The organism is Mesorhizobium sp. WSM4306 (assembly GCF_007003975.1).
Lineage (GTDB): Bacteria > Pseudomonadota > Alphaproteobacteria > Rhizobiales > Rhizobiaceae > Mesorhizobium.
Window position 1 is genome coordinate 128,778 of the sequence record NZ_VFTC01000002.1, and the last position, 23,791, is coordinate 152,568.

25 protein-coding genes and 3 pseudogenes are annotated in these 23,791 nt (G+C 60.8%); 17 read left to right on the plus strand and 11 right to left on the minus strand.

Features of this window, described 5'->3' with window-relative positions; genetic code table 11:
• The first annotated feature begins 257 nt into the window (after nucleotides 1-257).
• Nucleotides 258-956 (plus strand): CBS domain-containing protein, encoded by a 699-nt coding sequence (locus FJV77_RS04300; protein WP_142865626.1) that lies wholly within the window; start codon nucleotides 258-260, stop codon nucleotides 954-956.
• Nucleotides 957-1,168: 212 nt separating this feature from the next.
• Here FJV77_RS04300 and FJV77_RS04305 read toward each other — a convergent pair whose 3' ends face one another.
• Both FJV77_RS04305 and FJV77_RS04310 read right to left on the minus strand, forming a co-directional pair.
• The gene (locus FJV77_RS04305) at nucleotides 1,169-1,816 is read right to left on the minus strand and encodes a hypothetical protein (RefSeq protein ID WP_246691133.1); all 648 of its coding nucleotides are present in this window, start codon (nucleotides 1,814-1,816) and stop codon (nucleotides 1,169-1,171) included.
• An 86-nt stretch (nucleotides 1,817-1,902) separates the two neighbouring features.
• Nucleotides 1,903-2,172 (minus strand): DUF6455 family protein, encoded by a 270-nt coding sequence (locus tag FJV77_RS04310; protein ID WP_142865627.1) that lies wholly within the window; start codon nucleotides 2,170-2,172, stop codon nucleotides 1,903-1,905.
• A gap of 52 nt (nucleotides 2,173-2,224) precedes the next feature.
• Here FJV77_RS04310 and FJV77_RS04315 point away from each other — a divergent pair, with 52 nt between their 5' ends.
• Nucleotides 2,225-2,497: a hypothetical protein gene (locus tag FJV77_RS04315; RefSeq protein WP_142865628.1), complete on the plus strand. Its 273-nt coding sequence runs from the start codon at nucleotides 2,225-2,227 to the stop codon at nucleotides 2,495-2,497.
• A 55-nt stretch (nucleotides 2,498-2,552) separates the two neighbouring features.
• Here the strand turns inward: FJV77_RS04315 and FJV77_RS04320 are convergent, their stop codons facing one another.
• Nucleotides 2,553-3,365, minus strand: coding sequence for a universal stress protein (locus FJV77_RS04320; RefSeq protein WP_185970197.1), 813 nt, complete (start codon nucleotides 3,363-3,365; stop codon nucleotides 2,553-2,555).
• 196 nt (nucleotides 3,366-3,561) lie between these two features.
• On the opposite strand from FJV77_RS04320, the gene FJV77_RS04325 reads away from it, so the two are divergent.
• Together FJV77_RS04325 and fixJ are read left to right on the plus strand one after the other, a co-directional pair.
• On the plus strand, nucleotides 3,562-5,118 hold the full coding sequence (locus FJV77_RS04325) for a PAS domain S-box protein (protein WP_142865629.1): 1,557 nt from the start codon (nucleotides 3,562-3,564) through the stop codon (nucleotides 5,116-5,118).
• On the plus strand, nucleotides 5,105-5,719 hold the full coding sequence (fixJ, locus tag FJV77_RS04330; RefSeq protein ID WP_142865630.1) for a response regulator FixJ: 615 nt from the start codon (nucleotides 5,105-5,107) through the stop codon (nucleotides 5,717-5,719). Before FJV77_RS04325 ends, fixJ begins: the two co-directional genes overlap by 14 nt.
• Here the strand turns inward: fixJ and FJV77_RS33355 are convergent.
• The gene (locus FJV77_RS33355) at nucleotides 5,716-6,099 is read right to left on the minus strand and encodes a hypothetical protein (RefSeq protein WP_348643809.1); all 384 of its coding nucleotides are present in this window, start codon (nucleotides 6,097-6,099) and stop codon (nucleotides 5,716-5,718) included. The two genes, fixJ and FJV77_RS33355, sit on opposite strands and share 4 nt — an antisense overlap.
• A gap of 88 nt (nucleotides 6,100-6,187) precedes the next feature.
• Between FJV77_RS33355 and hemA the strand changes: the two genes are divergently transcribed.
• From hemA to FJV77_RS04355, 4 genes are all read left to right on the plus strand, one after another.
• Nucleotides 6,188-7,465 carry a 5-aminolevulinate synthase gene (hemA, locus tag FJV77_RS04340; RefSeq protein WP_142865631.1) on the plus strand — a complete coding sequence of 426 codons (1,278 nt, stop codon included), beginning with the start codon at nucleotides 6,188-6,190 and terminating at the stop codon, nucleotides 7,463-7,465.
• Between the two features lie 120 nt (nucleotides 7,466-7,585).
• Entirely contained in the window at nucleotides 7,586-8,020 is a 435-nt protein-coding gene (locus tag FJV77_RS04345) for a DUF2267 domain-containing protein (RefSeq protein WP_142865632.1), read from the plus strand.
• A 3-nt stretch (nucleotides 8,021-8,023) separates the two neighbouring features.
• A complete protein-coding gene (locus FJV77_RS04350; RefSeq protein WP_142865633.1) occupies nucleotides 8,024-8,758 on the plus strand; it encodes a phosphoribosyltransferase in 735 nt (244 codons plus the stop codon).
• Between the two features lie 11 nt (nucleotides 8,759-8,769).
• Nucleotides 8,770-9,216: a pyridoxamine 5'-phosphate oxidase family protein gene (locus FJV77_RS04355; RefSeq protein WP_142865634.1), complete on the plus strand. Its 447-nt coding sequence runs from the start codon at nucleotides 8,770-8,772 to the stop codon at nucleotides 9,214-9,216.
• A gap of 77 nt (nucleotides 9,217-9,293) precedes the next feature.
• Here FJV77_RS04355 and FJV77_RS04360 read toward each other — a convergent pair.
• A pseudogene (locus FJV77_RS04360) lies at nucleotides 9,294-9,506 on the minus strand (universal stress protein); the annotation flags it as partial.
• A 4-nt stretch (nucleotides 9,507-9,510) separates the two neighbouring features.
• Between FJV77_RS04360 and FJV77_RS04365 the strand changes: the two are divergent.
• From FJV77_RS04365 to FJV77_RS04385, 4 genes and pseudogenes are all read left to right on the plus strand, one after another.
• A pseudogene (locus tag FJV77_RS04365) lies at nucleotides 9,511-9,999 on the plus strand (HAD-IC family P-type ATPase); the annotation flags it as partial.
• 28 nt (nucleotides 10,000-10,027) lie between these two features.
• Nucleotides 10,028-10,477, plus strand: coding sequence for a thioredoxin TrxC (trxC, locus tag FJV77_RS04370; RefSeq protein ID WP_142865635.1), 450 nt, complete (start codon nucleotides 10,028-10,030; stop codon nucleotides 10,475-10,477).
• A gap of 327 nt (nucleotides 10,478-10,804) precedes the next feature.
• Nucleotides 10,805-11,191, plus strand: a complete 387-nt coding sequence (locus tag FJV77_RS04380) for a hypothetical protein (RefSeq protein WP_142865637.1) — start codon at nucleotides 10,805-10,807, stop codon at nucleotides 11,189-11,191.
• 32 nt (nucleotides 11,192-11,223) lie between these two features.
• A complete protein-coding gene (locus FJV77_RS04385) occupies nucleotides 11,224-11,814 on the plus strand; it encodes an NAD(P)H-dependent oxidoreductase (RefSeq protein ID WP_142865638.1) in 591 nt (196 codons plus the stop codon).
• A 35-nt stretch (nucleotides 11,815-11,849) separates the two neighbouring features.
• On the opposite strand, the gene FJV77_RS04390 is transcribed toward FJV77_RS04385, so the two are convergent.
• Nucleotides 11,850-13,259 (minus strand): bifunctional serine/threonine-protein kinase/universal stress protein, encoded by a 1,410-nt coding sequence (locus FJV77_RS04390; protein WP_246691134.1) that lies wholly within the window; start codon nucleotides 13,257-13,259, stop codon nucleotides 11,850-11,852.
• Nucleotides 13,260-13,279: 20 nt separating this feature from the next.
• Complete coding sequence (locus FJV77_RS04395; RefSeq protein ID WP_142865640.1) at nucleotides 13,280-14,023, minus strand: metallophosphoesterase family protein; 744 nt, start codon at nucleotides 14,021-14,023, stop codon at nucleotides 13,280-13,282.
• A gap of 549 nt (nucleotides 14,024-14,572) precedes the next feature.
• Here FJV77_RS04395 and FJV77_RS04405 point away from each other — a divergent pair.
• Entirely contained in the window at nucleotides 14,573-15,220 is a 648-nt protein-coding gene (locus FJV77_RS04405; protein ID WP_142865642.1) for a helix-turn-helix domain-containing protein, read from the plus strand.
• A 70-nt stretch (nucleotides 15,221-15,290) separates the two neighbouring features.
• The gene (locus FJV77_RS04410) at nucleotides 15,291-15,806 is read left to right on the plus strand and encodes a GNAT family N-acetyltransferase (protein WP_142865643.1); all 516 of its coding nucleotides are present in this window, start codon (nucleotides 15,291-15,293) and stop codon (nucleotides 15,804-15,806) included.
• 2 nt (nucleotides 15,807-15,808) lie between these two features.
• On the opposite strand, the gene FJV77_RS04415 is transcribed toward FJV77_RS04410, so the two are convergent.
• The 4 genes and pseudogenes from FJV77_RS04415 to FJV77_RS04430 form a co-directional block, all read right to left on the minus strand.
• Entirely contained in the window at nucleotides 15,809-16,999 is a 1,191-nt protein-coding gene (locus FJV77_RS04415) for an acetate/propionate family kinase (protein ID WP_142865644.1), read from the minus strand.
• A gap of 51 nt (nucleotides 17,000-17,050) precedes the next feature.
• Nucleotides 17,051-19,471, minus strand: a complete 2,421-nt coding sequence (locus FJV77_RS04420) for a phosphoketolase family protein (protein ID WP_142865645.1) — start codon at nucleotides 19,469-19,471, stop codon at nucleotides 17,051-17,053.
• 240 nt (nucleotides 19,472-19,711) lie between these two features.
• A pseudogene (locus tag FJV77_RS04425) lies at nucleotides 19,712-20,125 on the minus strand (MBL fold metallo-hydrolase); the annotation flags it as partial.
• Between the two features lie 11 nt (nucleotides 20,126-20,136).
• Nucleotides 20,137-20,973, minus strand: coding sequence for a universal stress protein (locus tag FJV77_RS04430; RefSeq protein ID WP_142865646.1), 837 nt, complete (start codon nucleotides 20,971-20,973; stop codon nucleotides 20,137-20,139).
• 360 nt (nucleotides 20,974-21,333) lie between these two features.
• Between FJV77_RS04430 and FJV77_RS04435 the strand changes: the two genes are divergently transcribed.
• The 3 genes from FJV77_RS04435 to FJV77_RS04450 all read left to right on the plus strand — a co-directional run bounded on the left by FJV77_RS04435 (nucleotide 21,334) and on the right by FJV77_RS04450 (nucleotide 23,783).
• Entirely contained in the window at nucleotides 21,334-21,786 is a 453-nt protein-coding gene (locus tag FJV77_RS04435) for a pyridoxamine 5'-phosphate oxidase family protein (protein ID WP_142865647.1), read from the plus strand.
• Nucleotides 21,787-22,552: 766 nt separating this feature from the next.
• Nucleotides 22,553-22,960, plus strand: coding sequence for a DUF930 domain-containing protein (locus tag FJV77_RS04445; RefSeq protein WP_142865649.1), 408 nt, complete (start codon nucleotides 22,553-22,555; stop codon nucleotides 22,958-22,960).
• A gap of 163 nt (nucleotides 22,961-23,123) precedes the next feature.
• Nucleotides 23,124-23,783, plus strand: coding sequence for a TerC family protein (locus FJV77_RS04450; RefSeq protein ID WP_142865650.1), 660 nt, complete (start codon nucleotides 23,124-23,126; stop codon nucleotides 23,781-23,783).
• Nucleotides 23,784-23,791: the final 8 nt, after the last annotated feature.

Below are 23,791 nucleotides of genomic sequence, written 5' to 3' on the forward strand. Positions count from 1 at the left end.
AATTTGCGCTGGTGCATACGCGGGACAAGAAAGGACTTACCGCACGAGTGAAGGCGAACAATTGCTCGTGGGAAGCCGCTTCGGCTGCTGGACCGATTGCTGATATTGCGACTGCCGTTCTTCGGGGTTCTGCCCGACGAGCAAAGCGAGATCCTGCAAGCCGTTTTGCATTGCCAGGCCTGAAAATGATTCAGATCAACGCGCTTCGTGCATCTGACTTCTAAGAAGTCGGAGAATTGGAAACTGCGGAGAGCGACATGCAAGCCGAAGCCATTATGAGCAAGCCGGTCATCGCAATAGATCCGTCAGCATCGATCGCAGAGGCGGCCGGATTGATGCTCACCAACAAGATCAGCGGCCTTCCCGTCATTCGCAGCGACGGTGCCCTTGTGGGTATCGTCAGCGAAGGCGATTTCCTTCGCCGTCGGGAACTGGGCACGCAGCGCAAGCGCCCACGTTGGCTGGAATTTCTGGTCAGTTCGGGGAAGGCGGCCGAAGAATATGTCCAGGCCAACGCACGTCGTATCGACGAGGTGATGAGCGACAGCGTCGTCACCGTATCGCCCACAACGTCACTTGCGGCAGTCGTCAATCTGATGACCCGTCACAATTTCAAGCGCATTCCGGTCGTCGCCGAGGGAAAGGTGGTCGGCATCGTCACCCGCTCTGATCTCGTTCGCGCGTTGGTGGGCGTCTTGTCAAATACGTCGTCTACCCCGGCCAGCGACGACGAGATCCGAGACAAGATTGTAGCGGAACTCTCGGCAAAGAAATGGGCTCGAGCCGACATGGTCGGCGTCGCCGTGGAAAATGGTGCGGTGGAATTGAGCGGCGTCATATTCGACGAACGCGAGCGCCAGGCGGCGATCGTGGCCGCGGAAAACGTCCCGGGCGTCAGATCGGTGAAGGACAATCTTTTCTGCACCGGACCGTTGTCCGCCATCCTCGTTTCCTAGGCCCCTGGCTGCGGAAAAAATTGCGTCATCGGCTGAGGTCCTTGACCGCCGGCATTGATCGCTCGCGTGTCGCTTAGTAAAAAGAGGCGACATTGAAGGTTACACGACCTTAACGCGGTCCTACGTCGCACTGGGGAAGGTTGATCAGGCACGCGCAAATTTGACAAAGCGCGGGCCATTGTGGCGGCGCAGAAAATCGCAGGCGTAAAGGGCTATTGAGCATAGCCTGTCCATTGCCGGACCATTCTCCGTATTGCTCGTTTTCTAATCAGAGTAGGCTGGCGAGGCCGTTGCCGCTTTCGCCATTCCTGCTGGGTCGCGCTGAACTGCATCAAGGTCGTACCAGCAGAAGCGCGAACGCAACAAGCGCCGCGCCCAGCCACCCTGTCAGCCAAGCTTCCGTCATCGCTAAGCCTCTTGCCAAGCAGAACCCACACCGATCCGGTAGCAAGCGTGATCAGAAGCAGCACAACCCAGTAGACCCCCAGTGCACGTGACCCGCTGTCCACTGGCACGATCGCCAGGCAGTAGATAAACGCCTTTGGATTGATGGTACTGGTTGTCAGCACGGAAATGCCTCCACCTGCCCTGGGCATACTGATCCTGGCGCGAATGAAGAGGCGCAGCCCGAGGACTGCAAGCCATAGAGCTGCGATCAACTTGAGGGTTTCGATGGCCCCGGGCAGCATCCAAGGACGCAGCGAAAACCAGCAGGCGGCAGCAATCCCATAACCGCATCCCTGCGCAGTCAAAAGCGTCAACGTCCGATGCCCCTTGACGCTACCGGCCAGCAAAAGGGCGTTGGTGGGCCCAGGTGCGACAAAGAGTAGAAAGGCTTCGAAAAGAACGACGGATTCCAAACTTCGTATCCTGTGGGAAGAGCCATGCTGTTATCGGTCATAGCCGCATCCTGACGGCAGGCGCCTGGGTTCCGGCGCTGGAATCGCTAGCGCGCGCCAGAAATGTGTTGCAGTCGCGCAATAAGGTCACGGTTGCGGCAGTAGTCCGGCGGATCATCGGCCTGCTCGTGTCCATCGAGCCAGATCGAGCATTCATCCTGATGCCCGCATGAGCGGCAGCGGTCGACTGCCCGACTGGTGACGGCCGCATGGTCGGCTACGACTTTCAAGGGCCTGTCGACGCCGAGTGTTTTCATCATGCGGCCCATCAACGCCGTTCTGGCGTCGACTGACATCAGATAGTCGAGGAAGGTCATGTCGGTCACTCCTGTCTGCCGGCCATGATTGCCGAAGTGACGGGGCGATAGGTTGATCTCGATCAACAGGCCTGCTGGAATTGCGCTTATTGAAATGGACCTTTGTTCCTGCAAGGTCTTCCACAACGCATTAGGAGACGAAGCAATGCTAGCAGGGAAGGCGCGTCTGCGCCTCCATGCTGGCCCCATCCTTTCCTTTTTGGCCGCGGGGGCCGCAGGCGTGATCATGTACGTGCTGATGGGCGCGTATCTGCTGTTCTGTTGCGCGGCCGTGCTGTCGGCCATCTCGCTTTCCGAGGGCTGGCGCGCCGCCAGGATCACATAGACGGCGACATCCCCTGGCTTGAGCCGCGGGTCGACGGATGCCCCATGTCAGGCCGTCAGTTGGAGAAGAACCGGTTGATGCTGCAGTCAGCGATCAGCGTGCGCGTCACGCCGCCGAAGGCCCACTCCCGCAGCCGGCTGTGGCCATAGGCGCCAGACACGATCACATCTGCATGGATCGAGCGTGCGAATGTCAGCAGAAGGTCGCCGTCAGCCTCGCCGGTGATCAGTTCGGTTCGCGCTCTGATGCCATGGTGCTCAAGAAACACGGCGACATCGTCGAGGCTGTCACGAGTATTTTCATCGCGGTTGGTGTCTATCGTGGCGACGACAACTTCGTTGGCCTTGGCCAAAAATGGCAGCGCATCGGCCACCGCCCGTCTCGCCTCCCTGGTGTCCTTCCAGGCAACCAGTACGGTTTTCGCAAGGATGTGTTCGACATTGCCTCCGGTAACCAGGACTGGCCGCCCCACACCGAGCGCGAGGCTGCCGATATCCACGGCGCGAAAGACGTTGTCTCCATCCACGCCGCCGGTGACAATGAGGTCGGCCCCTCTGGCCGAAGCGCTGAGGAAGCGGGTCGGACTGCAGACTGCTTGCCCCCATTCGCTGGTAATTGAAGCTGGCACCAGTCTCTCGAACTCGGCACGCAATTCCGCAAGCCGCCTTTCGATTTCCGTTCGTTGGGTCTGCATGACCTTACCTTCGTATACCATGCCTTCGTCCGTCGCGACGAGAGGTGGGACATCCGCTGCCGCCAAGCCGATAAGATGTGCTCCAAATCGTTCGGCAAGTTCGATCCCGACCCGCACAATGGGCGCGGGAGTCGCATCGATGGCGAGGTTCACGATAATGGACTTGTAGGACATTGCGGTGCCTTTCGCTGAAACGGTGCAGAGTGTGGATCGCATGCGCCAGCGCCCGATGCCTTGACGCGCGTCAAAGGCCCACCAATTGCGTTCCACAATTGAATCTCTTGCGAAACGTCTTCTCGATCTGTTTTGCCTGCGCGGCGAGAAGTGATAGTTAGCCTCGATAGCACCGTCTCGAACCCAGGAATTTGAGGTGATCATAGACGAAGCGCTCAGTTTGTCGCCCAGCGGGACGACCCTGAAATCACTGTTGTCGCGTATGTTCGATCAAGCTCCGGGCTTCATAGCGCTCTTGCGCGAGCCAGGGCACGTTTTCGAATTGACCAATGCCGCTTACCAGGAATTGATCGGCAACAGGCAAGTGATTGGAAAGTCAGTCGAAGACGCCTTTCCCGAACTCCAAGGACATGAGTTTCTCGCACATCTGGACAATGTCTATGCGACCGGCGAGCCCTATAGGGGCGACGGGTTGAAAGTCGGCCTTCGCAACCAAGTCGACGGGCCGGTCGAAGAACGCATCCTGGATTTCGTCTATCAGCCGATCAAAGCCGACGATGGCCGCATCACCGCGATCTTCATTGAAGGCACGGATGTCAGCGAACTCTCCTTTGCAAACGCGGCACTTCGGCTGCGTGAGGACCATTTGCGATCGATCCTGGCAACAGTGCCGGACGCGATGGTCGTCATCGACGAACAGGGGCGGATTCAGTCGTTTAGTACCGCCGCCGAGACGCTGTTCGGCTATCAGGCAGGCGAGGTCATTGGTAAGAACGTCAATATGCTGATGCCTTTGCCCTACCGCGATGAGCATGATGCCTATCTGCTACGCTATCTGACGACCGGAGAGCGCCGAATCATCGGGCTCGGCCGTACCGTCACCGGCGCGCGCAAGGATGGGACGACTTTCCCCATGGAGCTTTCCGTCGGCGAGATGCACCCGGGAACCGGACGTTTCTTTACCGGCTTCTGCCGCGACCTGACCGAACGTCACCGGGCAGAAGCAAGAATCCAGGAGCAGCAGCAGGAGTTGCTGCACATGGCGCGGTTTACGGCGCTGGGCGAAATGGCTTCGACGCTCGCTCATGAGATCAACCAGCCTCTGACCGCCATCACGAACTACCTCAAAGGCAGTCGTAGGCTGCTCGAGAAGAGCCAAGAAGAGAACGCACCTATGCTGCGGGAAGCGGTGGAAAAGGCGGCTGAGCAGGCCTTGAGAGCTGGCGACGTCATTCGTCACCTTCGGGACTTTGTCGCACGAGGCGAGAGCGAGCGTCAGGTTGAACGCCTGCCGGCATTGATCGAGGAGGCGTCTTCCTTGGCTCTTGTCGGCGCGAGGGAAGCCGATGTGCGGGTCAGCTATCATCTTGACCTGGCGGCCGAACTCGTCCTGACTGACCGCATCCAGATCCAGCAAGTGCTGTTGAACCTGATGCGAAACGCGGTGGAAGCCATGCAGGGCGCACCACGCCGCGAGTTGCGCGTGGCAACCACCGCACGTGATGACGGCATGGCCGAAGTGAGCGTGATCGACACCGGCCCCGGCCTGGCGCCGGAGGTTTCGGCTCAGCTTTTCCAGCCTTTCGTCACCACAAAGAAACAGGGCATGGGTGTCGGCCTGTCCATTTGCCGCACTATCGTCGAATCGCATGGCGGCCATATCTGGGCCGAGGCAATGCCCGGTGGAGGAACCGCTTTCCGGTTCACCTTGCGCATCGTGGAAAGGGAAGAGGTCGCTGATGGCCGGCAATGATGTCGTGCATGTGGTCGACGATGACGTCGACGTCCGCAAGTCGCTCGGCTTCCTCCTTGCGACAGCCGATTTTGCAGTACGGCTGCATGAGTCCGCATCGGCCTTCCTGGCAACGGCGCCGAAGACTATCGACGGCTGTATCGTAACCGACGTGCGCATGCCCGGAATCGACGGCATCGAGTTCCTGCGACAGCTCAGGTCCCGGGACCATGCGATCCCGGTCATTGTCATGACCGGCCACGCCGATGTCGCGCTGGCCGTCCAGGCGATGAAGGAAGGGGCGGCCGATTTCATCGAAAAGCCGTTTGACGATCAAATCCTGATCGATGCGATCCGCTCGGCCCTCGACAACCGCGATCATGCGGTCGCGACGCACCCACAGGCCGCGGATATCCGGCGTAGCCTATCCACGCTTTCGGAGCGCGAGCGCCAAGTCCTCGACGGGCTTGTCTCCGGCCTGCCGAACAAAACGATTGCCTATGATCTCGGGATCAGCCCGCGCACGGTCGAGATCCATCGCGCAAATGTTATGAGCAAGATGGGTGCGGCCAGCCTGTCGCATCTCGTGCGTATGGCCTTGATCGCTGACTCCAAGCATTAGGGCGAGTCTTGAAGTGAGCTGACCTGCGCGGTTCCTGGTTTCCAGTCGCGCCAGTGCGTTGGACGTATATCCACGCGCACGCCGGTAATGGCGTCCCTCCAGCCTTCGCGTCCTTTTTCGCACGGGAATATGAGCGCGTGCAGGCCTTCTTCGTCAATGACGGCCAGTTCCAGACTGCGACCAAACGGAGCGCTTGCGATCAGATTCCACATCCTCCCACGATCGACGAAATGATCGTTCCGCGCTTTGATTTGAATCATTTTTGAGATCCATTGGTCGGCGCTTTTGCACCGATGTGTGCGGCCGTCCAGACCCGAGAACCGGTCCTGTTGCGGTCTCGCCTGAATCTCCGGCTGCCCGCAAAATTTGACGTGGCTCAATGCGGGCTGTTTCCCCTGTCATAGAAGATGTGGAGGGCTTCGATTTGATGCCCGTTCCGACCAATTCTTGGCCAGAGGAATGCTTGACATGAACTATCAGCGGTTCTTCGAGGAAGCGATCGACCAGCTCCATGCCGAGCGACGCTACCGCGTCTTCGCCGATCTCGAGCGCATTGTCGGCAAGTTTCCGCGCGCCATCTGGCGTTCCAACGGCCGCGCCGAGGAAATCACCGTCTGGTGCTCCAACGACTATCTCGGCATGGGCCAGAACCCCGATGTCATCGCCGCGTTGCAGAACGCGGCCGGCAAGATGGGATCGGGCGCCGGCGGCACCCGCAACATTTCCGGCACCAGCAACCCGCTGGTCGAGCTCGAAGTGGAACTGGCCGACCTGCACGACAAGGAAGCGGCCCTGGTCTTCACCTCCGGCTTCGTCTCCAACGAGGCCTCGATCTCGACCATTGCGCGGCTGTTGCCCAACTGCCTGATCATCTCGGACGAGTTGAACCACGCTTCGATGATCGAGGGCGTGCGGCGCTCGGGCGCCGAAAAGAAGATTTTTCGCCACAATGACGTTGCGCATCTCGAAAGCCTGCTGCAGGCGGCGGGTCGCGAACGCGCCAAGCTGATCGTCTTCGAGAGCGTCTATTCGATGGATGGCGACATTGCGCCGATCAAGCAGATCGTCGAGCTGGCCGAGCGCTACAACGCCATGACCTATGTCGACGAGGTCCACGCTGTCGGCATGTATGGACCGCGCGGCGGCGGCATCACCGAGCGCGAGGGCCTGGCCGACCGCATCGACATCATCGAGGGAACGCTCGCCAAGGCGTTCGGCACGCTCGGCGGCTATATCGCCGGCAACAGCGCCATCATCGACGCGGTGCGCTCCTATGCGCCGGGCTTCATCTTCACCACGGCGCTGCCGCCGGCGATCGCCGCCGCCGCCACCACCTCCATCCGCCACCTGAAGCGCTCACAGGCCGAACGCGATGCGCAGCAGCGCCAGGCGTCGCGGACCAAGGAGGTGCTTGCCGCCGCCGGCCTCCCGGTGCTGGAGTCGCCCACCCATATCGTGCCGGTGCTGGTCGGTGACCCCGAACTCTGCAAGATGGCCAGCGACCGCCTGCTCGGCGTGCATGGCATCTATATCCAGCCGATCAACTACCCGACCGTGCCGCGCGGCACCGAGCGGCTGCGCATCACCCCGACGCCGTTCCACACCGATGCGCTGATTGCGGGACTGCAAGACGCGCTGGTCGAGACCTGGGATGCACTAGGCATTCCCTACGGTTCGGCAGGCCGGCCTGCTGTCGCCAAAAGCGACCGGATTGTTCCCCTGCTGGTGCCGAAGTCGGGCGGCTGAAGCCGCCGCCTGCTCAAACGGTCTTCAGCCCCTTTTGGCTATGAGCAATTTGATCCGGCTCAATGCTCGAAGCTTTTCGCCGCCTTAGGAATGGAACTCAAATCTTCGAAGAGCATCGCCATGGGTCATAGTTCACACACGTCCTCTGCTGACTTTACGCACGCTGCTCAACAGGCGCAGCAATGGGTCAGGGAACTCGCCGCAGACCTCTGTTGGAGCGAACCGAGCGCGTGCCGACTTCTGAGGTGCGTTTTGCACACGATCCGAGACTGGCTGCCGGAATCGGAAATGGCCGATCTTTCAGCGCAATTGCCTGTTCTGGTTCGCGGCATGTACTTCGAAGGCTGGAACCCGTCGGGGCCTAGTAGCGACCGCAAGAAACGCGATTTCGTTCTCAGTGTCAGAAGCTGCTTCGGCTATGATGACGACGTCGATTTCGATGTCGCGATCAACGCCGTGTTCAAGCTTCTCGACCGTCACATTTCGCATGGCGAGGTCGCACAGGTCAGAAACTCGATGAAGAAGTCGCTGCGAAAACTGTGGCCGGTGGATTGACCGATGTTCCGCGACCGGAAAGACGCTGGCGTGAAGCTTGGCCTTGAACTAGGCAGACTTCAACTGGATCAGCCTGTCGTGCTGGCGTTGCCGCGTGGCGGCGTGCCCGTCGCAGTGGAGGTGGCCAGAGCTCTCAATGCTCCTCTTGACCTGCTTATCGTCCGCAAGGTCGGCGCTCCGGGCAATCCCGAGTTGGCTGTTGCCGCGATCGTCGATGGCGACCCTGGCGAGGTCGTCTTGAACCGTGAGATTGTCGAGACCTACGCGCTCGACGAAGGCCAGCTACGTGTGCTGATTGCAAATGAGCGACCAGAACTCGAACGCCAGCGCGCCGCCTATCGCGCGAAGACCAAACCGATCTCGATTGCGGGAAAAACGGCGATCATCGTCGATGACGGGGCCGCAACCGGTACGACCATGAAAATCGCGATCCGCGCCCTAAAACGCCGGTCACCGAGGGAAATCGTCGTGGCAATTCCCGTTTCACCGCAAGAGACGGTCGTTGAACTGGCACGGGAAGCGGATCGCGTGGTTTGCCTTAGTCAGCCAGGACATTTCCGTGCCCTGAGCTACCACTATCTGTGGTTTCCTCAGCTTACGGACGGCGAGGTCGTCGCTGCGGTGGGCGAGGCCGTCCTGTCGCGATTGGGCCGACAGGTCCGAGATGCGCAACACGCAGCCGGCGCGGGCCTGAATGCCGCCACGAAATCAAGGCCATGGACCAACCGAGGGAAATAGGAGATCGAGTCATGCTGGTCCGCACGCTTTCAGCATTAGAATGCACGAAAATCCTCACAGCCAATCGCATCGGTCGCCTGGCATGCGCAAAGGACGGGCAACCCTACGTCGTGCCATTCTACTACGCCCATTCGGATGCTCATCTTTATGCGTTCTCAATGCCGGGAAAGAAGATCGAGTGGATGCGGGCCAATCCGCTGGTGTCCGTCCAGGTTGACGAACATGGCCAGGGCCGAGGATGGAGAAGCGTCGTTGTCGACGGGCGATATGAAGAGCTGCCTGATCGGGTCGGCCACAAGCTTCAGCGGGATCATGCCTGGTCGGTGCTGAGCAAGCACCCCGACTGGTGGGAGCCTGGTGCACTCAAGCCCGTCGTCGCTCCCACAGCCGACACTGAACCGCACATTTTCTTCCGGATCCTGATCGAGCAGGTGTCCGGACGGGAAGCGAGCGAGTAGTCGTCCCATCGGATCTCGCGAAAAATGGAAAAGGCCGGCGCAATCTGCACCGGCCCTTTTCTCCACCCGTTGAATTATTATCGCGCCATCAAGACCGGCAGCGATTGCCCCTCAAGAATCGACTTGGTCACGCCACCGAAAATCCGCTCGCGCAGCCGGGAATGACCATAGGCGCCCATGACCAAAAGTTCGGCCGCAACGTCGCCGGCATGCTGACGGAGCACGTCCGCGACCGAATGGTTCGAACTCGGCAGCCGCTCGACTGTAACCTTCACGCCCTGCCGGGCGAGATTACGCATGGTCATGCTCACGGGCGACGACAGAGTGGCAGCCAAGCGCATCTCCACCTTGCTCGACCTCGACGCGATCGTCGCCGATGCGGCCCCTGCTGAAAAAGTCGCGACGGTCGAAGCCGAGAAAGCCCTGGCGCCGACGATGATGATCGGCGACGGCATCAACGATGCCCCTGCCCTGGCGGCGGCAACGGTCGGTGTCGCCATGGGCGCACGTGGTGCGACCGCCTCCTCCGAGGCGGCGGACGTCATCGTGCTGACCGACAGGCTGCAGCCCGTCGCCGATGCAGTCCGGATTGCACGGCGAACGCGATCGATCGCCTTGCAAAGCATCATTGCCGGGCTGGCGCTGTCGGGACTGGCAATGATCGCAGCGGCCATGGGGCAGATCACCCCGGTTGCCGGAGCGCTGCTTCAGGAAGGGATTGACGTGGCGGTTATCCTGAACGCTTTGCGGACCCTTGGCGATGGTCATCTGTGGCGCCCATAGTGGTCGAGCGCAAAATCGGTGAATGGCCATGGCACAGCAGAATTTGGTGGTTTGCAGCAAATGCGGTGGCGTCAACCGCCTGCCGCCGGGTCGCAATGCCACGGAGGCGAAATGTGGAAAGTGCGGGAACAGGCTGTTTTCCGGGCATCCCGAAGATGTCGATGCCGCGATCTTCGATAATCAGATCGCGCGCAGCGGCCTTCCAGTTGTCGTCGACGTCTGGGCACCCTGGTGCGGCCCCTGCACGATGATGGCACCGGCCTATGAAGCGGCAGCAATTGAACTGGAGCCACATGTTCGCCTGATCAAACTCAATTCCGACAATGAGCAGGCTGTCGCAACCAGGCTCGGCATTCGCAGCATCCCGACCATGATCCTCTTTCATGGCGGACGCGAGATTGCGCGCATATCCGGCGCAATGACGGCAGGCCAGATCGTCAGGTGGGTTCGCGACCGCCTGCCGACGGTCGCCGCCTGAAAGTTGCCGGCAATGGATCCGCTCATCGCCCGGCTCGGACTTGCGCTTGCGATAGGTCTCCTTGTCGGCTTGGAACGTGGCTGGCAGGAGCGGGATGCGCTCGATCGCAGTCGCACAGCCGGCATCCGGACATTCGGCTGCTCGCGATCTCCGCCGGTCCGGTCAAGTTTTGATTGCCACTAGCAGCCGCAACCCTGATCGCAGCGACCTTGGGCGCCTGCGCAATGCTGTTGCCTATCCCTCGATCGAAGCGCAGTTCTTTCTTTGATGCGGATCAAGGGAAAGCGGCCGCGACTGTTCTATGGATCTCCCCGAAAGGACGTCGCCATGACCGGTCTGAAGGACCTAACCCCGAAATTCCGCCACGTGCGGCTGTTGCTCGCGCGCGAAAAGGGCCATCCGGAAGGCGACCGCGAAGAAGGCTATGACGTGCTGGCTCCATTGACCGGCGAAGGCCAGATCGATGCGGAAGAGTGGAAATCGCACAGGGCCTCTTGCCGTGTTCGCCGCTTCCGCACCGGCGAGGAAGACCTGATCGGCCGGCTGAGGCGCAAGCCTGGCGGACAGTGGTATTTCGACTACGCCGAAGGCGACCGCGACGACGAAATCGGCTTTCATCTCGGCGACGAACGATTCGTGACCGGTGAATATGTGTCGATCGAGCGCAACGGCGCCATGCACACCTACCAGGTGGCAAGGGTCGAGCGGCCCTGATGCGGCAGCGCCACGCACGCCCGGGGTAGACCATGTCACGACGCATCCTGATTGTGGTTGGCCATCCCGACCCATCCCCGGACCGGCTCTGCCGCGGCCTTGCCAAGGCCTATGGCGAGGGCGCGGAAAGGGCGGGGCACGCCGTCCGCCGGGTCGATCTGGCAGCGCTTGAATTTCCGATGCTGCGGACGATGCAGGAGTTCGAACATGGCGCGCTGCCCGTCGAACTGAAGGACGCCGCCGAAGCGATCGTCTGGGCGGAGCACATCGTCTTTGTCTTCCCGCTGTGGCTCGGAACCATGCCGGCTCTGCTCAAGGCATTTCTGGAACAGGTGATGCGGCCAGGGACGGCCTTCGCCTACCCCGACAAGGGCGGCGGCTTCACCAAGACGCTGCTTCGCGGCCGCTCTGCGCGCGTCGTGGTGACGATGGGCATGCCTTCCGTAGTCTACCGGCTATGGTTCCTCGGACACGGCATCGCCGGCATGAAGCGAAGCATTCTGCATTTTGTCGGCATCACTCCGGCGCGCGAGACCTTGCTCGGCATGGTCGCTGGCGCCAGCGATGCGACCCGCGCGAAGTGGATTAGCCAGATGCGCAATCTCGGCGAGCGAGCGCTTTAGCGCAGCGATTTTGATACCGTCCTGATCGAAGCGCATCAAAGCGGCCGCCGCCCTTGTTCCTCGACTGCCTTCAAACGGACCACAGAAACCGAGCAAAGGGCCTGTGCCACGACCTTGGTCGAGACGCTGCCGAGGTGACGGCGGATTGCCGAGGACGCCCGCGCTCCAACCACGATATGCCCGACGTCATTGTGCTCGGCGTAGGTGAGGATCGCATCGGCGGGGCTGACAGCTTCAAGCACATGATAGCTGATGCGATCCTCCGGCATATGCAGTGGATAGGCCCAATCCTTGAGAGCTACGAGCCGCTTCAAATAGACCGAGCGCCCTGTTTCGTCGGTCGCCGGGGTCTCGCCGATGATTTCGGTCTTCAGGACCGTCACGCAGGCCAGCCACGAATCCTCTCGCGAGGCCAGCACGCGGGCGGTTTCGTTGAGAACCTCGCCCGCCAGCGCATCGCCGCCATTGGCCAGGTCGACTGCGGCAAGAACAATCGACGGTCCGGCCTGTGTCCTTGTCGAACTCGGCCTGCTAACGAGCGACCTGTCGTCCGTCTTGCGAAACAGGCTGGTGATCGCACCCCACACACCCTCGTTCCGGGGCTTGCGCCTGGCAACGACCACCTGGTCAGGGCTCCTCAGATCGGACAGGATGTGTGCCGCCTCGACGTATCGTTGAGATCTGTCCACTTCCATGCATTTCAGAATGATGGCTTCCAGCCACCGCGGAATGGCGTCGTTGATACCCCGCGGCAATCTAGGCGCATGATAGAGCCTGCGCTTCATTCCCGCCAAAGTCGCCGGCCGCCCGAACGGCTCCTCACCCGTGGCCAGCTGATAGAGGATGCAACCCAGCGCGAACAGGTCACTTGCTGGATCGGATCGCTCCCCGAGCACCTGTTCGGGTGAAATATAGGCGGCGGTGCCCATTGGCACTGAGCTTTCCGCGCCGAGAAGATCGGGAAGCTCTGCATGTCGGGCGAGCCCGAAGTCGAGGAGCACCGCACCGCGCTTGGTGAGAATGACATTCTCTGGCTTGAGATCGAGATGAACGACTTTCTGCCGGTGCAAGGCAGCGAGTGCCGTCGCCATCTCGATGCCGATCCTTGCCACCTCGTCCATAGGCAGAGGCGCGCTGCCGACGATATCTGCAAGGCCCTTTCCGACCACGAACTCCATGGCTATGTAGGGAACCTGCGCCAGGCTGCCGGACGCAGCGAAACGCGGCACATGTGGTCCCGACAGGCGTTTCAGGATCAGCTCCTCCACCTCGAATCCGAGGATGACGGAAACATCCGCGCCCGGGTCGAGAAAGGGGATCTTCAGCACAAGCGAAAAATCGTACCGCGGGTTGGTCGCCCGCCAAAGCGATGCCATGCCGCCGGAGGGAAGCTTTTCGACCAGCTCGAAACCATCGATGACCGCGCCTGCCTCAAACCGTCGCATCAGATAGGTCTCCTTGAAACCTAGCGGCCAATCTTCAGCCGCATGCCAAGCCATCCAGGCAGGCCGGCGGCGTGGATCTTGCGGGCTGTTTCTTCGTGATCATAGGGAACACGAACCATCGTGACCTCTTGCCGCTGCGTGTCGACAAGAACAAAGCACGCTGCCGGGTTGCCGTCGCGCGGTTGGCCGATCGCGCCGGCGATCACCAGGTGCCGCCTCATCTCCGACAGGGGTGCAGCCACATTGTCATGCGGCTGAAAATGCACCGGTCGGCGACCGGGCAGCGCGTAGTAGATGGCGGGAATGTGGGTGTGGCCGCAGAAAACGAAGCGGGCGTCGCTTGCCGAGAGACAGCGTTCTGCTGCGTCCAGGTCGCGTATATAGGGCCACTTCCCCGGTCGCTCCGCACTTGCGTGCACGTAAAGGCGGTCTTCGGATTGCAGCGAGAGCGGCAATCGCGCCAGGAAATCAAGATGTGCCGGAGTGATGCGTTCGCGAGTCCACTGGACGGCGAACCGCGCGGTCTCAGTCATATTGCCTAGATTCAGCGCCACTGCCTCGTCGTGGTTGCCCATTATGCAAAGCGCGCCGTCAGCCATCAGATGGGCGGCCTTCTCGATCACATAGATGGGATCGGGACCGTAGCCGACCATATCTCCCAGCAATACCAACTCGTCTGGACTGCCGCGTTCGTGAACAGCTTCCATGACCGCGTCAAACGCTTCGCGATTGGCATGGATGTCAGACAGGATTGCAATGCGCATTCAACCTTGTCCCAGAGTTTGGCCAAGAGTGGCAAGGCGCGTGCCGCGAGTGATTTGATACGGCTGCGTCGCGATCATTGGGGGCGACTAAAGCAACGTGCCGTCTCTTTGGGGTGGCGCAACATGGCTGAGTGACGCTGAGTCTGCTTCAGCGTCTGCCGTCGCGCTTTTGAAAACCAGGCGTATGACAAAGACTACGCATCCAACCTGCAGAACGACCAAGTCGATAGTCGCCCAGCCCAATGCTGTCCAGACCGAGCCCGTTACCGCGTAGGTCCACACCGCGACGATGGTCGAGGTGACAAACATTCCGACCAGGAATTGCGGAAGATACATCGCTGCCCACCCAGCCGTTCCGATGCAAGATCGAAACGACTCCCTATTGCTACCGCCCAAAGCGAAGGAGGACTTAAGCGACCGGCGCGCCTAGCCACTTGATGTGGATCAACAATCCGCGCGACTAGGTAGTTTCCCGTAGGGACAAAACCGAATTTCGCGAACCACGGATTCGCGCGATTGCTGTGTCACGGAACAACCGGGAAGACAGCCATGCACGCCTACACCGCCTCCAGAATATCATTGTCGCCGCATTCTGCTCAGCCAAGCCTGCCGGCGGCCTTTGGCTCGGAAACGCAACAGCCCATCAGCTTCTTTCCCGCCGGTTCGGAGATTTATGCTCAAGGGGAGAGGGCGGGCGCCTTATACCAGGTCGAATTCGGCGCCGTGCGCATCTATCGCCTGCTCGCAGACGGCCGCAGGCAGATCAGCGCCTTCCACCTCGCCGGAGAGACCTTCGGCTTCGAAGCCGACGCGACGCACCATTTCTTCGCCGAAGCGATCAACGCCACCGGGGTCCGCACCTTCCGCCTTGCTGCCGGAGCTGACATGTCCCATCAGTTGCTGCCGTTGGCGCTCAAGGGCCTAACCCGCGCGCAGGAACACCTCCTTGTCCTCGGTCGCCAGAACGCGATCGAACGCGTCGCCGCCTTCCTTGTCGACCTAGGCGAGCGGCAGGGCGGATTGCGGCAGGTTGAGTTGCCAATGTCGCGTATGGATATCGGTGACTATCTCGGCCTCACCATCGAGACCGTGTCGCGGGTCTTCACCCGGCTGAAGGATAAGGGTGTCATCCGCCTGCTCAACCTGCGGAGCATCGAAATCGTCAAGCAGGACGTATTGCAGGCGATGGGCGAATGACGGCGCCCACCGGGAAACCGAGACGACCATGACGTCGCGGAACCGGCCTCAGCTCAAGGAGCACACGACGATGGACAACGCACTTACCACCCAGACCGGCTTTCGCTTCGAAGTGCGCCGCGCGCGCCCTGAAGATGAGCCAATGCTGGCCGAGTTCTTCACTCATGTGACTGCTGACGACCTGCGCTTCCGCTTTCTCGGGGCCGTGGAGGAAGTCTCGCATGAGCGGCTGATGGCGATGACGCGCTCCGACGACGCCCATATCCATAATTTTCTTGCGTTGTCGGACGACGGAACACTGATCGCGGTTGCGACACTGGCAAGCGATCGAGCCGATCGGATCGGCGAGGTCGCGATCTGCATTCGCGCGGATCGCAAACATTTGGGCGTCGGTTGGGAGCTGCTCGCCTATATTGCGAAATATGCCGAAGAACTCGGCCTCGAAGCAATTGAGTCGATCGAGAGCCGCGAAAACCATGCTGCGATCGAGCTCGAGCGCGATATGGGCTTTGCCGTCACTACCGATCCCGACGATGCAACACTTGTGCTTGTTCGGCGGAAGCTGGGAGCGCGATCGGCCGCCTAGAACTACCGCAGTGGCTCCCGGGCAGATCGAAAGACGAGCATCTCCGCGGCCACAGCGCTTTCTTCATCCGCTGGAATGACAAGGACATCGACGCGAGAAGTCGCAGTGCTGACCAACTCCTGGCCTTCTCGGTTTCGCTCCTCGTCGACACCGACTCCAAGCCAGGCAGCGGCAACGCAAATCCTCTCACGGACCAACGGCGCATTTTCGCCAATGCCGGCGGTGAACACCAGTGTGTCCAGTCCCTGCATGGCAGAGGCCAGCGATCCTATCTCACGTCCGATGCGATAGACGAAGAGGTCGACAGCCTCGGCGGCGGCAGGATCGTCTGAGGCGATCAGTGTTCGCATGTCACCCGATATTTGAGACACACCGAGCAGACCCGATTGCTCGTAGAGTAGCGTGACCAGTTCGTCCGCAGACAGCCGCCGCTCCTGCAGCAAGTGGAGGATGACCCCCGGGTCGAGCGCGCCGCAACGCGTGCTCATCACCAGGCCGTCCAGGGTGGAAAACCCCATCGTCGTGGCTATGCTTCGTCCGGCGTCCATCGCGCACAGGCTGGCACCGCTGCCGAGATGGGCCACGATCGTGCGGCCGCCGGCGAGCGCGCCGTAGCGATTACGCAGCTTCGCAGCGATATGGCTGTAGGACAGCCCATGAAAGCCGTAGGAAACGATGCCCGCCTCGGTCATCGCGCGCGGCAGCCCATAGAGCTTGGCAAGCTGCGGCCGGGTCGAATGAAACGCCGTGTCGAAGCACCCGATCTGGACGGCCTGCGGCAGAAATTCAGTGGCCAGCCCGACAATCTCGAGATTGATCCGTTGGTGGATGGGCGCCATCGGCTCCAGCAGGCGCAATGTTTCGAGCGTGCGTTCGTCGAGCAGTGTCGCTTCGGTGTAGTCACGCCCGCCGTGAACGATCCTGTGGCCGACCCTGTCGATGCGACGCAAGAACCCCCTATCGGCGAGCACGGAGGCCGCCGCCGCAAACGCCTTGTTCATATCGATTGGTGCGTCGCCTACGTTCCTGTCGATCTCTGGCCTGCCAGCTGCAGCCTCGACGCGCAGCCGCGGCCGTTGGCCCAGAGAGGAGATACTGCCCCGCAACAGCAGCGGTAGTTGCTCCCGTCCCTCGAAGACGGCGAACTTCAGGCTGGAAGAACCGCCGTTCAGGACAAGGATCGCACCGGTCATGAAGCCATCCGAAATGTTGCCGTCCCCAGGCGTTTGCAGGCGGGCATCCGCTCAACCTGGACGCTTCGGCGCCGCATCATCCTGGCCCCACTTCCAGTCAAGGATCTCCGGCATATCCTGCCCATGGGCGCGAATATAGGCTCGGTGTTCGAGCAGCTTGCCATCCATCGCCTGCTTTAACGCGACCCGCGTGCTCTTCAGTCGCGGAACCCAGTCGAGGACGCTTTGGACGATATGAAAGCGGTCGAGACCGTTTAGCACCGTCATGTCGAATGGCGTCGTGGTCGTGCCCTCCTCGTTGTAGCCGCGCACATGGATGTTGTCATGGTTGGTACGCCGATAGGTCAGGCGATGGATCGTCCAGGGATAGCCGTGATAGGCAAAGATGACCGGCTTGTCGGTGGTGAACAGTGCATCGAACTCGCGATCCGACAGCCCGTGCGGATGGTATTCCTTCGGCTGAAGAGTCATCAGGTCAACGACGTTGACCACCCTGATCCGGAGATCAGGAACCTGTTGCCTGAGGATCTGCACGGCGGCCAGCGTTTCGAGGGTCGGGACGTCGCCGGCGCAAGCCATCACGACGTCGGGCTCAGCCCCATCGTCCGTTGACGCCCAGTCCCAGATGCCGATCCCTGCCCGGCAGTGAACGATTGCCTTGTCCATCGACAGCCACTGCCACGATGGTGGCTTGCCGGCGACGATGATGTTGATGCGGTTCCAAGTCTGCAGCACATGGTCGGTTACGCAAAGCAAGGTGTTGGCATCCGGCGGCAGGTAGACCCGCACGATATCGGCCTTCTTGTTGAGAGCGACATCGATGAATCCTGGATCCTGATGGCTGAAGCCGTTGTGTTCCTGATGCCAGACATGGCTCGACAACAGATAATTCAGCGATGCGATCGGCCGCCGCCACAGAATGTCGCGGCAGGCATCCAGCCATTTCGCATGCTGGTTGAACATGGAATCGACGATGTGGATGAACGCTTCGTAGCAGGAAAACAGGCCGTGGCGCCCGGTGAGCAAATAGCCTTCCAGCCACCCCTGGCAGGTGTGCTCGGAGAGGATTTCAAGAACCCTGCCGTCGGGCCCGAGATGAACGTCTTCGGGCAGGATCTTTTCCATCCAGCCACGCTCCGTCACTTCGAACACATCCTGAAGGCGGTTCGAGGCAGTCTCGTCCGGGCCGACGATGCGGAAGTTCCTCGCGACCTCGTTGAGCCGCATCACATCGCGCAGGAAGCTGCCCATGACCCGCGTCGACTCGGCCTTGATGGCGCCGGGGCGCTCGAGCACAACGGCGTGGTCATGCAACGCGGGGAGTTCGAGAGACCTGCGCAGCAGGCCTCCATTGGCGTGCGGGTTTGCACTCATACGCCGTGTGCCCTGTGGTGCCGTGGCGCGGATCGCGGCGACGGGAGCGCCAGCGGTGTCGAAGAGTTCCTCGGGCCGGTAGCTTCTCAGCCACTCCTCGAGCAGCTTGAGGTGCGCGGGGTTTTCCGCAAGGCCTGACAAGGGAACCTGATGCGAGCGCCAGAAGCCCTCGGTCTTCAAACCGTCAACCTCTTTTGGGCCGGTCCAGCCCTTGGGGCTGCGCAGCACGATCATCGGCCATGTCGGTCGCGACGCGGTCACCGCAGATCCGTTGCGTGCGGCATGCTGGATAGAATGGATCCGATCAAGCGCATCGTCGAGCACGCTCGCCATCCGCTCATGCATCAGGGTTGGCTCGTGGCCTTCAACGAACAACGGCTCATAGCCGTAGCCGGCAAACAGCGCGCGCAATTCGTCTTCGGGAATGCGGGCCAGAATAGTTGGATTGGCGATCTTGTAGCCGTTCAGATGCAGGATCGGCAGCACCGCCCCGTCGCGCGCGGGGTTGAGGAATTTGTTGGAATGCCACGCGGCAGCCAGTGGCCCCGTTTCCGCCTCGCCGTCACCGACGACACAGGCGACCACAAGATCCGGATTGTCGAAGGCGGCGCCATAGGCGTGCGAAAGCGAGTAACCCAACTCGCCACCCTCATGGATCGAGCCGGGCACATCGGGCGCGGCATGGCTCGGGATGCCGCCAGGGAATGAGAACTGCCGGAACAGCTTGCGCATTCCTTGCTCATCCGCCGATATATCCGGATTGAACTCGCTGTAGGTGCCCTCGAGATAGGTATTGGCCACCATTGCCGGGCCGCCATGGCCGGGGCCGCAGACATAGATCACATTTGCATCCCTGAGCCGGATCGCGCGATTGAGATGCGCATAGATGAAGCTCAGCCCCGGCGAGGTCCCCCAATGGCCGAGCAGGCGCGGCTTGACGTGCTCCAGCCGCAACGGTTCACGCAGCAACGGATTATCGAGGAGGTAAATCTGGCCGATGGTCAGGTAGTTGGCGGCGCGCCAGTAGGCATCGATGGCATGCAGCTCGCGATCAGACAGCCGGCCACTGGAAACTGGTATTGTCGTATGCTCTGTCATGTCTGGCTCCCATCGCCTGTTGGCGCCCTGTCGCCGGATTGCGGTATGGGCTTGTGTTCGTCGATCTGCTGCGAATGGACACCAACGCGCTCGTGCGCTTTCAGTTCACCGCTTCGAAGTCTCTATGCGTCCTTGTCCTCGAGCGCCCTTCGCATGCGCCTGATCACCGCTGCGCGACTCCGTTCGTCAGCTGCGGCGGTGACCGCCTCGTTGACGTCCAGGAGAAGCTTTGAAAGGTCATGCGGCATCCTGCTGGCTGTAGATCGGCTCGACGGGCGGACGACCGCGCTGCGCATTGCGACGGTTCAGGTGCTCGACCTCCATTTCCTGGATATGCGCCGAATCCGGCAGCATGACCGAGCAAAGATCGATGGTGGCGCGGGTCGTATGGATGGGACCAGAAAAGCCCTGTTTGACCAGTTTCGGCAAAAGGCCGCTGTGATCGATATGCGCGTGCGTCAGGATGACAGCGTCAATCGCATCCGGTGGAAACGGGAACGCCCCGTAGTTCAATTCCCGTTCGGACTTCGACCCCTGGAACAGGCCGCAGTCGACAAGGATGCGCGAATGCAGCGTCTCGATCTCATAACATGAGCCGGTGACGCCGTGGGCTGCGCCGTGGAAACGCAGGATAGGATCCGTGCCACCTCTCATCTCGCCACGACCTAATGCGACAGGAGGACAGGCAGGCGCAGATCCGCGAGAATGCCTTCGGTGGCGCCGCCAAGCACGAAGTCCCTGACGCGGTAGTGGCCATATCCGCCCATAGTAAGCAGGTTGCCCCCGATCTTCAGAGCATGCTCTTGAAGAGCTGTCCCGATTGAACTGTCCCCTGCCTGGATAGAGACAGCCTCGGCCACCAGACCACGCGTCCTCAAGCCCAGGGCAAGGCGTTCGCCAATTCCCTGTCCCGGAAACGGCTTTTCGTCGGTCACGGTCACAACTGTGATCATCGAGGCTCGTTCGAGAAAGGCCCGTGCGTCGGCAACAGCCCGTGCGGCCACACGGCTGCCGTCCCAGGCGACAACGATATGTCCAAGGGTCCCAACGTGCGTGGAATCGGGAAGCAGCAGGGTCGGTCGACCTGAACCGAACAGTATCGCCTCGGCTAACATCCGCGCCGTCTGGTTGGCCGGCGCCCAGCCAACCAGACAGATGTCGAAATAGCGGGAGTGCTTTGCAGCCGAATCGCCCATCAGGGCCGGCGGCGCGGCCAATTCCTGCGTGGTGAGGTCCACCCCGCCTTGTACGGCTTTTTGGGCAATTGCCTCGAGCAGATCTTTGCCGCACTTGCGACTGGTCGCGTCGACCTCTTGTATCTTGTAGGGAAGGTCGAGCAAATAATTTGAGAGCGCGTTCGAAACGTCGGGAATGTCGACATTTATGGCAATGGCATGCAGCGCTGCGTCGATCTGCTTGACGAGGGCAACCGCATTCGCCGCGATTTTCGAGGTGTTCGCGTCTGGATAGGTCGCCAGATAGAGGGATGCCATAAACTTCATCGGATTTCGCCTCCCTTTTTGAGACAGAGTCGATGCACTGTCATGCCGGCGCTTGCGACCATCTATCGAGGCGATCGACGGCCTGCGCATTGATCCACCGCAAACGCTCGAATTGGCGGCAAGGTATAAAGGTTCCGTACGCTCGATCGCGATGTGCGCCTGGCGCGCGGCGAAATGCTGACGCGTTCCTGACGTTCGGTCTGCGCCGGCTACACCGCAGCGGCGGCAATCCGTGCTGACTACCCGCCAGCCATTGCGACCGAGGCGCGTTTGCCGGTCATTTGCGTTGATGTGCGTCAGTGCTAGGCGGTCTTGGGCTCCTACAATCGGCACGGTCAGCAATGGCTTTGGAGACAACCGATGAACGAAGAGATCAGAAACAAAATCGTGACGTTGTTGGACAAGCACCGGGTCATGACGATTGCAACGCTAAGGCCGGACGGCTGGCCGCAGGCGACGACCGTTGGCTACGTCAACGAGGGCCTTATCCTTTACTTCCTCTGCGGTCTGGAAAGCCAGAAGGCTGCGAATCTGGCGCGAGACGATCGAGTATCCTTGACCATCGATCACGACACGCCACAGGTGATGGAAATCACCGGACTTTCCATGGCTGCGCGTGCGCAGGCAGTGGCAGACCGGGCCGAAGCAGAAAAGGTCCTGCGAATGCTGCTGCTAAAGTATCCGGAGCAAGTCTCGCTGCCGGCCCCGATGCCGACTCCGGAGCAGGTGCGCATATTTCGCGTCATGCCTACTGTCATCTCGGTGCTCGACTACTCCAAGGGTTTTGGCCACACCGACCTCGTCACCTGCTGAGCGCTTGGCCGAGTCCGATGTACCAAGTGCCCTCTGAACCAGCGACAATGCGTTTGGCGCACACGTGGTCGTCCCTTGGCGCCGCACGGGCAAGGAGACCTATGCTGCCATTTACCACCGGACATCTGACGGTCTGCGCGTCCTACCATCTGTCCGTCTGGTCCGCATGAGACGCCTCAACTTCGATGACCAAAACACCGGCATTTCTTGATTGAAGCACCATGTTGGCCGTGCCTCTTCCACCCGGAAACGCGAAGACCAGATCGGGAGTGCCTTCGTCTAGCATTTGCTTGTTTCGGATCGGCCCGGCTGCGCGGCGATGAGTTTCCCAATCGGCTGGGAAAGCCCGTACGGGAATCTGCCGGCTTTCGGCCCAAGCTCCAGCCAGACGGTCGGCGCCAATAGCATCCCCATGAACGACTATTGAGAAATGGTGCTCCCCATTCAACCGATCAAGCACTTGGTACAACAGGCAGCGCTCTCTGGCAGCCTTGTTTATATCGAAGTCACTTTGCAGATCTGTGGTGCCCGTGGGAGGGACTCCGAATCCGCGACCTCCACACACAAGAACGATCATCGGACCTTCCGAAACCTGGAGCAGAGACGCGTCGGTCACTCATTCTCAGTTGACCTTCGGTCGTATCGCGTTGCCCATTATCTCTGCGAAGAACTCTTCAATTGTGTCAGCCGTAGGTTTCTGGTTTTCAATTGCCAGTCTGGCTGGACGCGGCCGGATCGGCACTCCGGTTGATTTTTCACCCGAAATATGCTCGTTCTCCCGCCCATGAAAAAACTATTCCTTGCGGTCCTGGCCTCGGTGACGCTGGCCGGGCCCGCCTACGCTATGGACGCCGCCTTGCGCGCCGGCCTGCTGAAACTCGATCCGCAGACCCGGCTGGAACAGAGATGCGATGCAGAGGTGCTCGACCGCATCAGCCATGACGATCACAAGTACAAGGCCGACCGCGTCGTCGCCTATGCCTTTGCGACGCCGGAAATGAAAGCCGATGCCATCCGCAGCCCGGGTGCGGCCTTCCGCAGCAAGGGGCAATGGTACCGGTTGAAGTTCAAATGTGAGACGGCGCCGGACCATATGGAGGTCCTGCAGTTCCGTTACCGCATCGGTGACGAGATCCCGGAAGCCGACTGGGCGAAGTACAATCTCTACGACTGAATTTTCCAAAACCAGAACTCTCTCCGGCAGAACGAGCTTTCGCTATTCCTGTGGTTTTTTGGCCTTGCCCGTAGGGTTCTCTTGACGCGCGGGAAGCATACACGATAGGGCGTCGGCATATCCGACGACGAACACGCGGCGAATAACAGGGGGCCTCCGGTCGATGGACATTTTCAGCGCCGCAAGCATGACAGCCCTCCTCCAGGTCATCGCCATCGATCTGGTGCTTGCCGGTGACAACGCCATCGTCATTGGCCTTGCCGCAGCCGGCCTGCCGGTCGAGCAGCGCAAGAAGGCCATCCTTATCGGTGTCCTGGCTGCAACTGTGCTGCGCATCCTGTTTGCCGCCGTCACCGTCAAGCTGTTGGCAATCGTCGGCCTGCTGCTGGCCGGTGGCATCCTTTTGTTGTGGGTGTGCTGGAAGATGTGGCGCGAGCTGCGGACGTCCCATGCCGACGAGCAGGAGGCGACCGAGGCGCTGGCCAATGCCGATCTCGACGGCGACAAGACGGTTGCGACCGGCAAGGCGCGCAAGACGCTCGGCCAGGCAGCGCTGCAGATCGTCGTCGCCGATGTCTCGATGTCGCTCGACAATGTGCTGGCGGTCGCGGGTGCGGCGCGCGATCATTTCCCGGTGCTGGTCATTGGCCTGGTGCTGTCGATCGCGCTGATGGGCCTTGCCGCGAGCTTCATCGCCAGATTGCTGCACCGTTACCGCTGGATTGCCTATGTCGGCCTGGCGATCATCCTCTATGTCGCGCTGGATATGGTTTATCGCGGCATCGTCGAAGTCGCTCCGCATGTGACCAACGCGGTGAGTTGACACATTTC

What these genes read in the sequence shown, in the direction of transcription:
- FJV77_RS04300 (WP_142865626.1), top strand. Translation starts at nt 258, where the DNA reads ATGCAAGCCGAAGCCATTATGAGCAAGCCGGTCATCGCAATAGATCCG.
- FJV77_RS04310 (WP_142865627.1), bottom strand. Translation starts at nt 2,172, where the DNA reads ATGACCTTCCTCGACTATCTGATGTCAGTCGACGCCAGAACGGCGTTG.
- FJV77_RS04320 (WP_185970197.1), bottom strand. Translation starts at nt 3,365, where the DNA reads ATGTCCTACAAGTCCATTATCGTGAACCTCGCCATCGATGCGACTCCC.
- fixJ (WP_142865630.1), top strand. Translation starts at nt 5,105, where the DNA reads ATGGCCGGCAATGATGTCGTGCATGTGGTCGACGATGACGTCGACGTC.
- hemA (WP_142865631.1), top strand. Translation starts at nt 6,188, where the DNA reads ATGAACTATCAGCGGTTCTTCGAGGAAGCGATCGACCAGCTCCATGCC.
- FJV77_RS04345 (WP_142865632.1), top strand. Translation starts at nt 7,586, where the DNA reads ATGGGTCATAGTTCACACACGTCCTCTGCTGACTTTACGCACGCTGCT.
- FJV77_RS04350 (WP_142865633.1), top strand. Translation starts at nt 8,024, where the DNA reads ATGTTCCGCGACCGGAAAGACGCTGGCGTGAAGCTTGGCCTTGAACTA.
- FJV77_RS04355 (WP_142865634.1), top strand. Translation starts at nt 8,770, where the DNA reads ATGCTGGTCCGCACGCTTTCAGCATTAGAATGCACGAAAATCCTCACA.
- trxC (WP_142865635.1), top strand. Translation starts at nt 10,028, where the DNA reads ATGGCACAGCAGAATTTGGTGGTTTGCAGCAAATGCGGTGGCGTCAAC.
- FJV77_RS04380 (WP_142865637.1), top strand. Translation starts at nt 10,805, where the DNA reads ATGACCGGTCTGAAGGACCTAACCCCGAAATTCCGCCACGTGCGGCTG.
- FJV77_RS04385 (WP_142865638.1), top strand. Translation starts at nt 11,224, where the DNA reads ATGTCACGACGCATCCTGATTGTGGTTGGCCATCCCGACCCATCCCCG.
- FJV77_RS04390 (WP_246691134.1), bottom strand. Translation starts at nt 13,259, where the DNA reads ATGCGACGGTTTGAGGCAGGCGCGGTCATCGATGGTTTCGAGCTGGTC.
- FJV77_RS04395 (WP_142865640.1), bottom strand. Translation starts at nt 14,023, where the DNA reads ATGCGCATTGCAATCCTGTCTGACATCCATGCCAATCGCGAAGCGTTT.
- FJV77_RS04405 (WP_142865642.1), top strand. Translation starts at nt 14,573, where the DNA reads ATGCACGCCTACACCGCCTCCAGAATATCATTGTCGCCGCATTCTGCT.
- FJV77_RS04410 (WP_142865643.1), top strand. Translation starts at nt 15,291, where the DNA reads ATGGACAACGCACTTACCACCCAGACCGGCTTTCGCTTCGAAGTGCGC.
- FJV77_RS04415 (WP_142865644.1), bottom strand. Translation starts at nt 16,999, where the DNA reads ATGACCGGTGCGATCCTTGTCCTGAACGGCGGTTCTTCCAGCCTGAAG.
- FJV77_RS04420 (WP_142865645.1), bottom strand. Translation starts at nt 19,471, where the DNA reads ATGACAGAGCATACGACAATACCAGTTTCCAGTGGCCGGCTGTCTGAT.
- FJV77_RS04430 (WP_142865646.1), bottom strand. Translation starts at nt 20,973, where the DNA reads ATGAAGTTTATGGCATCCCTCTATCTGGCGACCTATCCAGACGCGAAC.
- FJV77_RS04435 (WP_142865647.1), top strand. Translation starts at nt 21,334, where the DNA reads ATGAACGAAGAGATCAGAAACAAAATCGTGACGTTGTTGGACAAGCAC.
- FJV77_RS04445 (WP_142865649.1), top strand. Translation starts at nt 22,553, where the DNA reads ATGCTCGTTCTCCCGCCCATGAAAAAACTATTCCTTGCGGTCCTGGCC.
- FJV77_RS04450 (WP_142865650.1), top strand. Translation starts at nt 23,124, where the DNA reads ATGGACATTTTCAGCGCCGCAAGCATGACAGCCCTCCTCCAGGTCATC.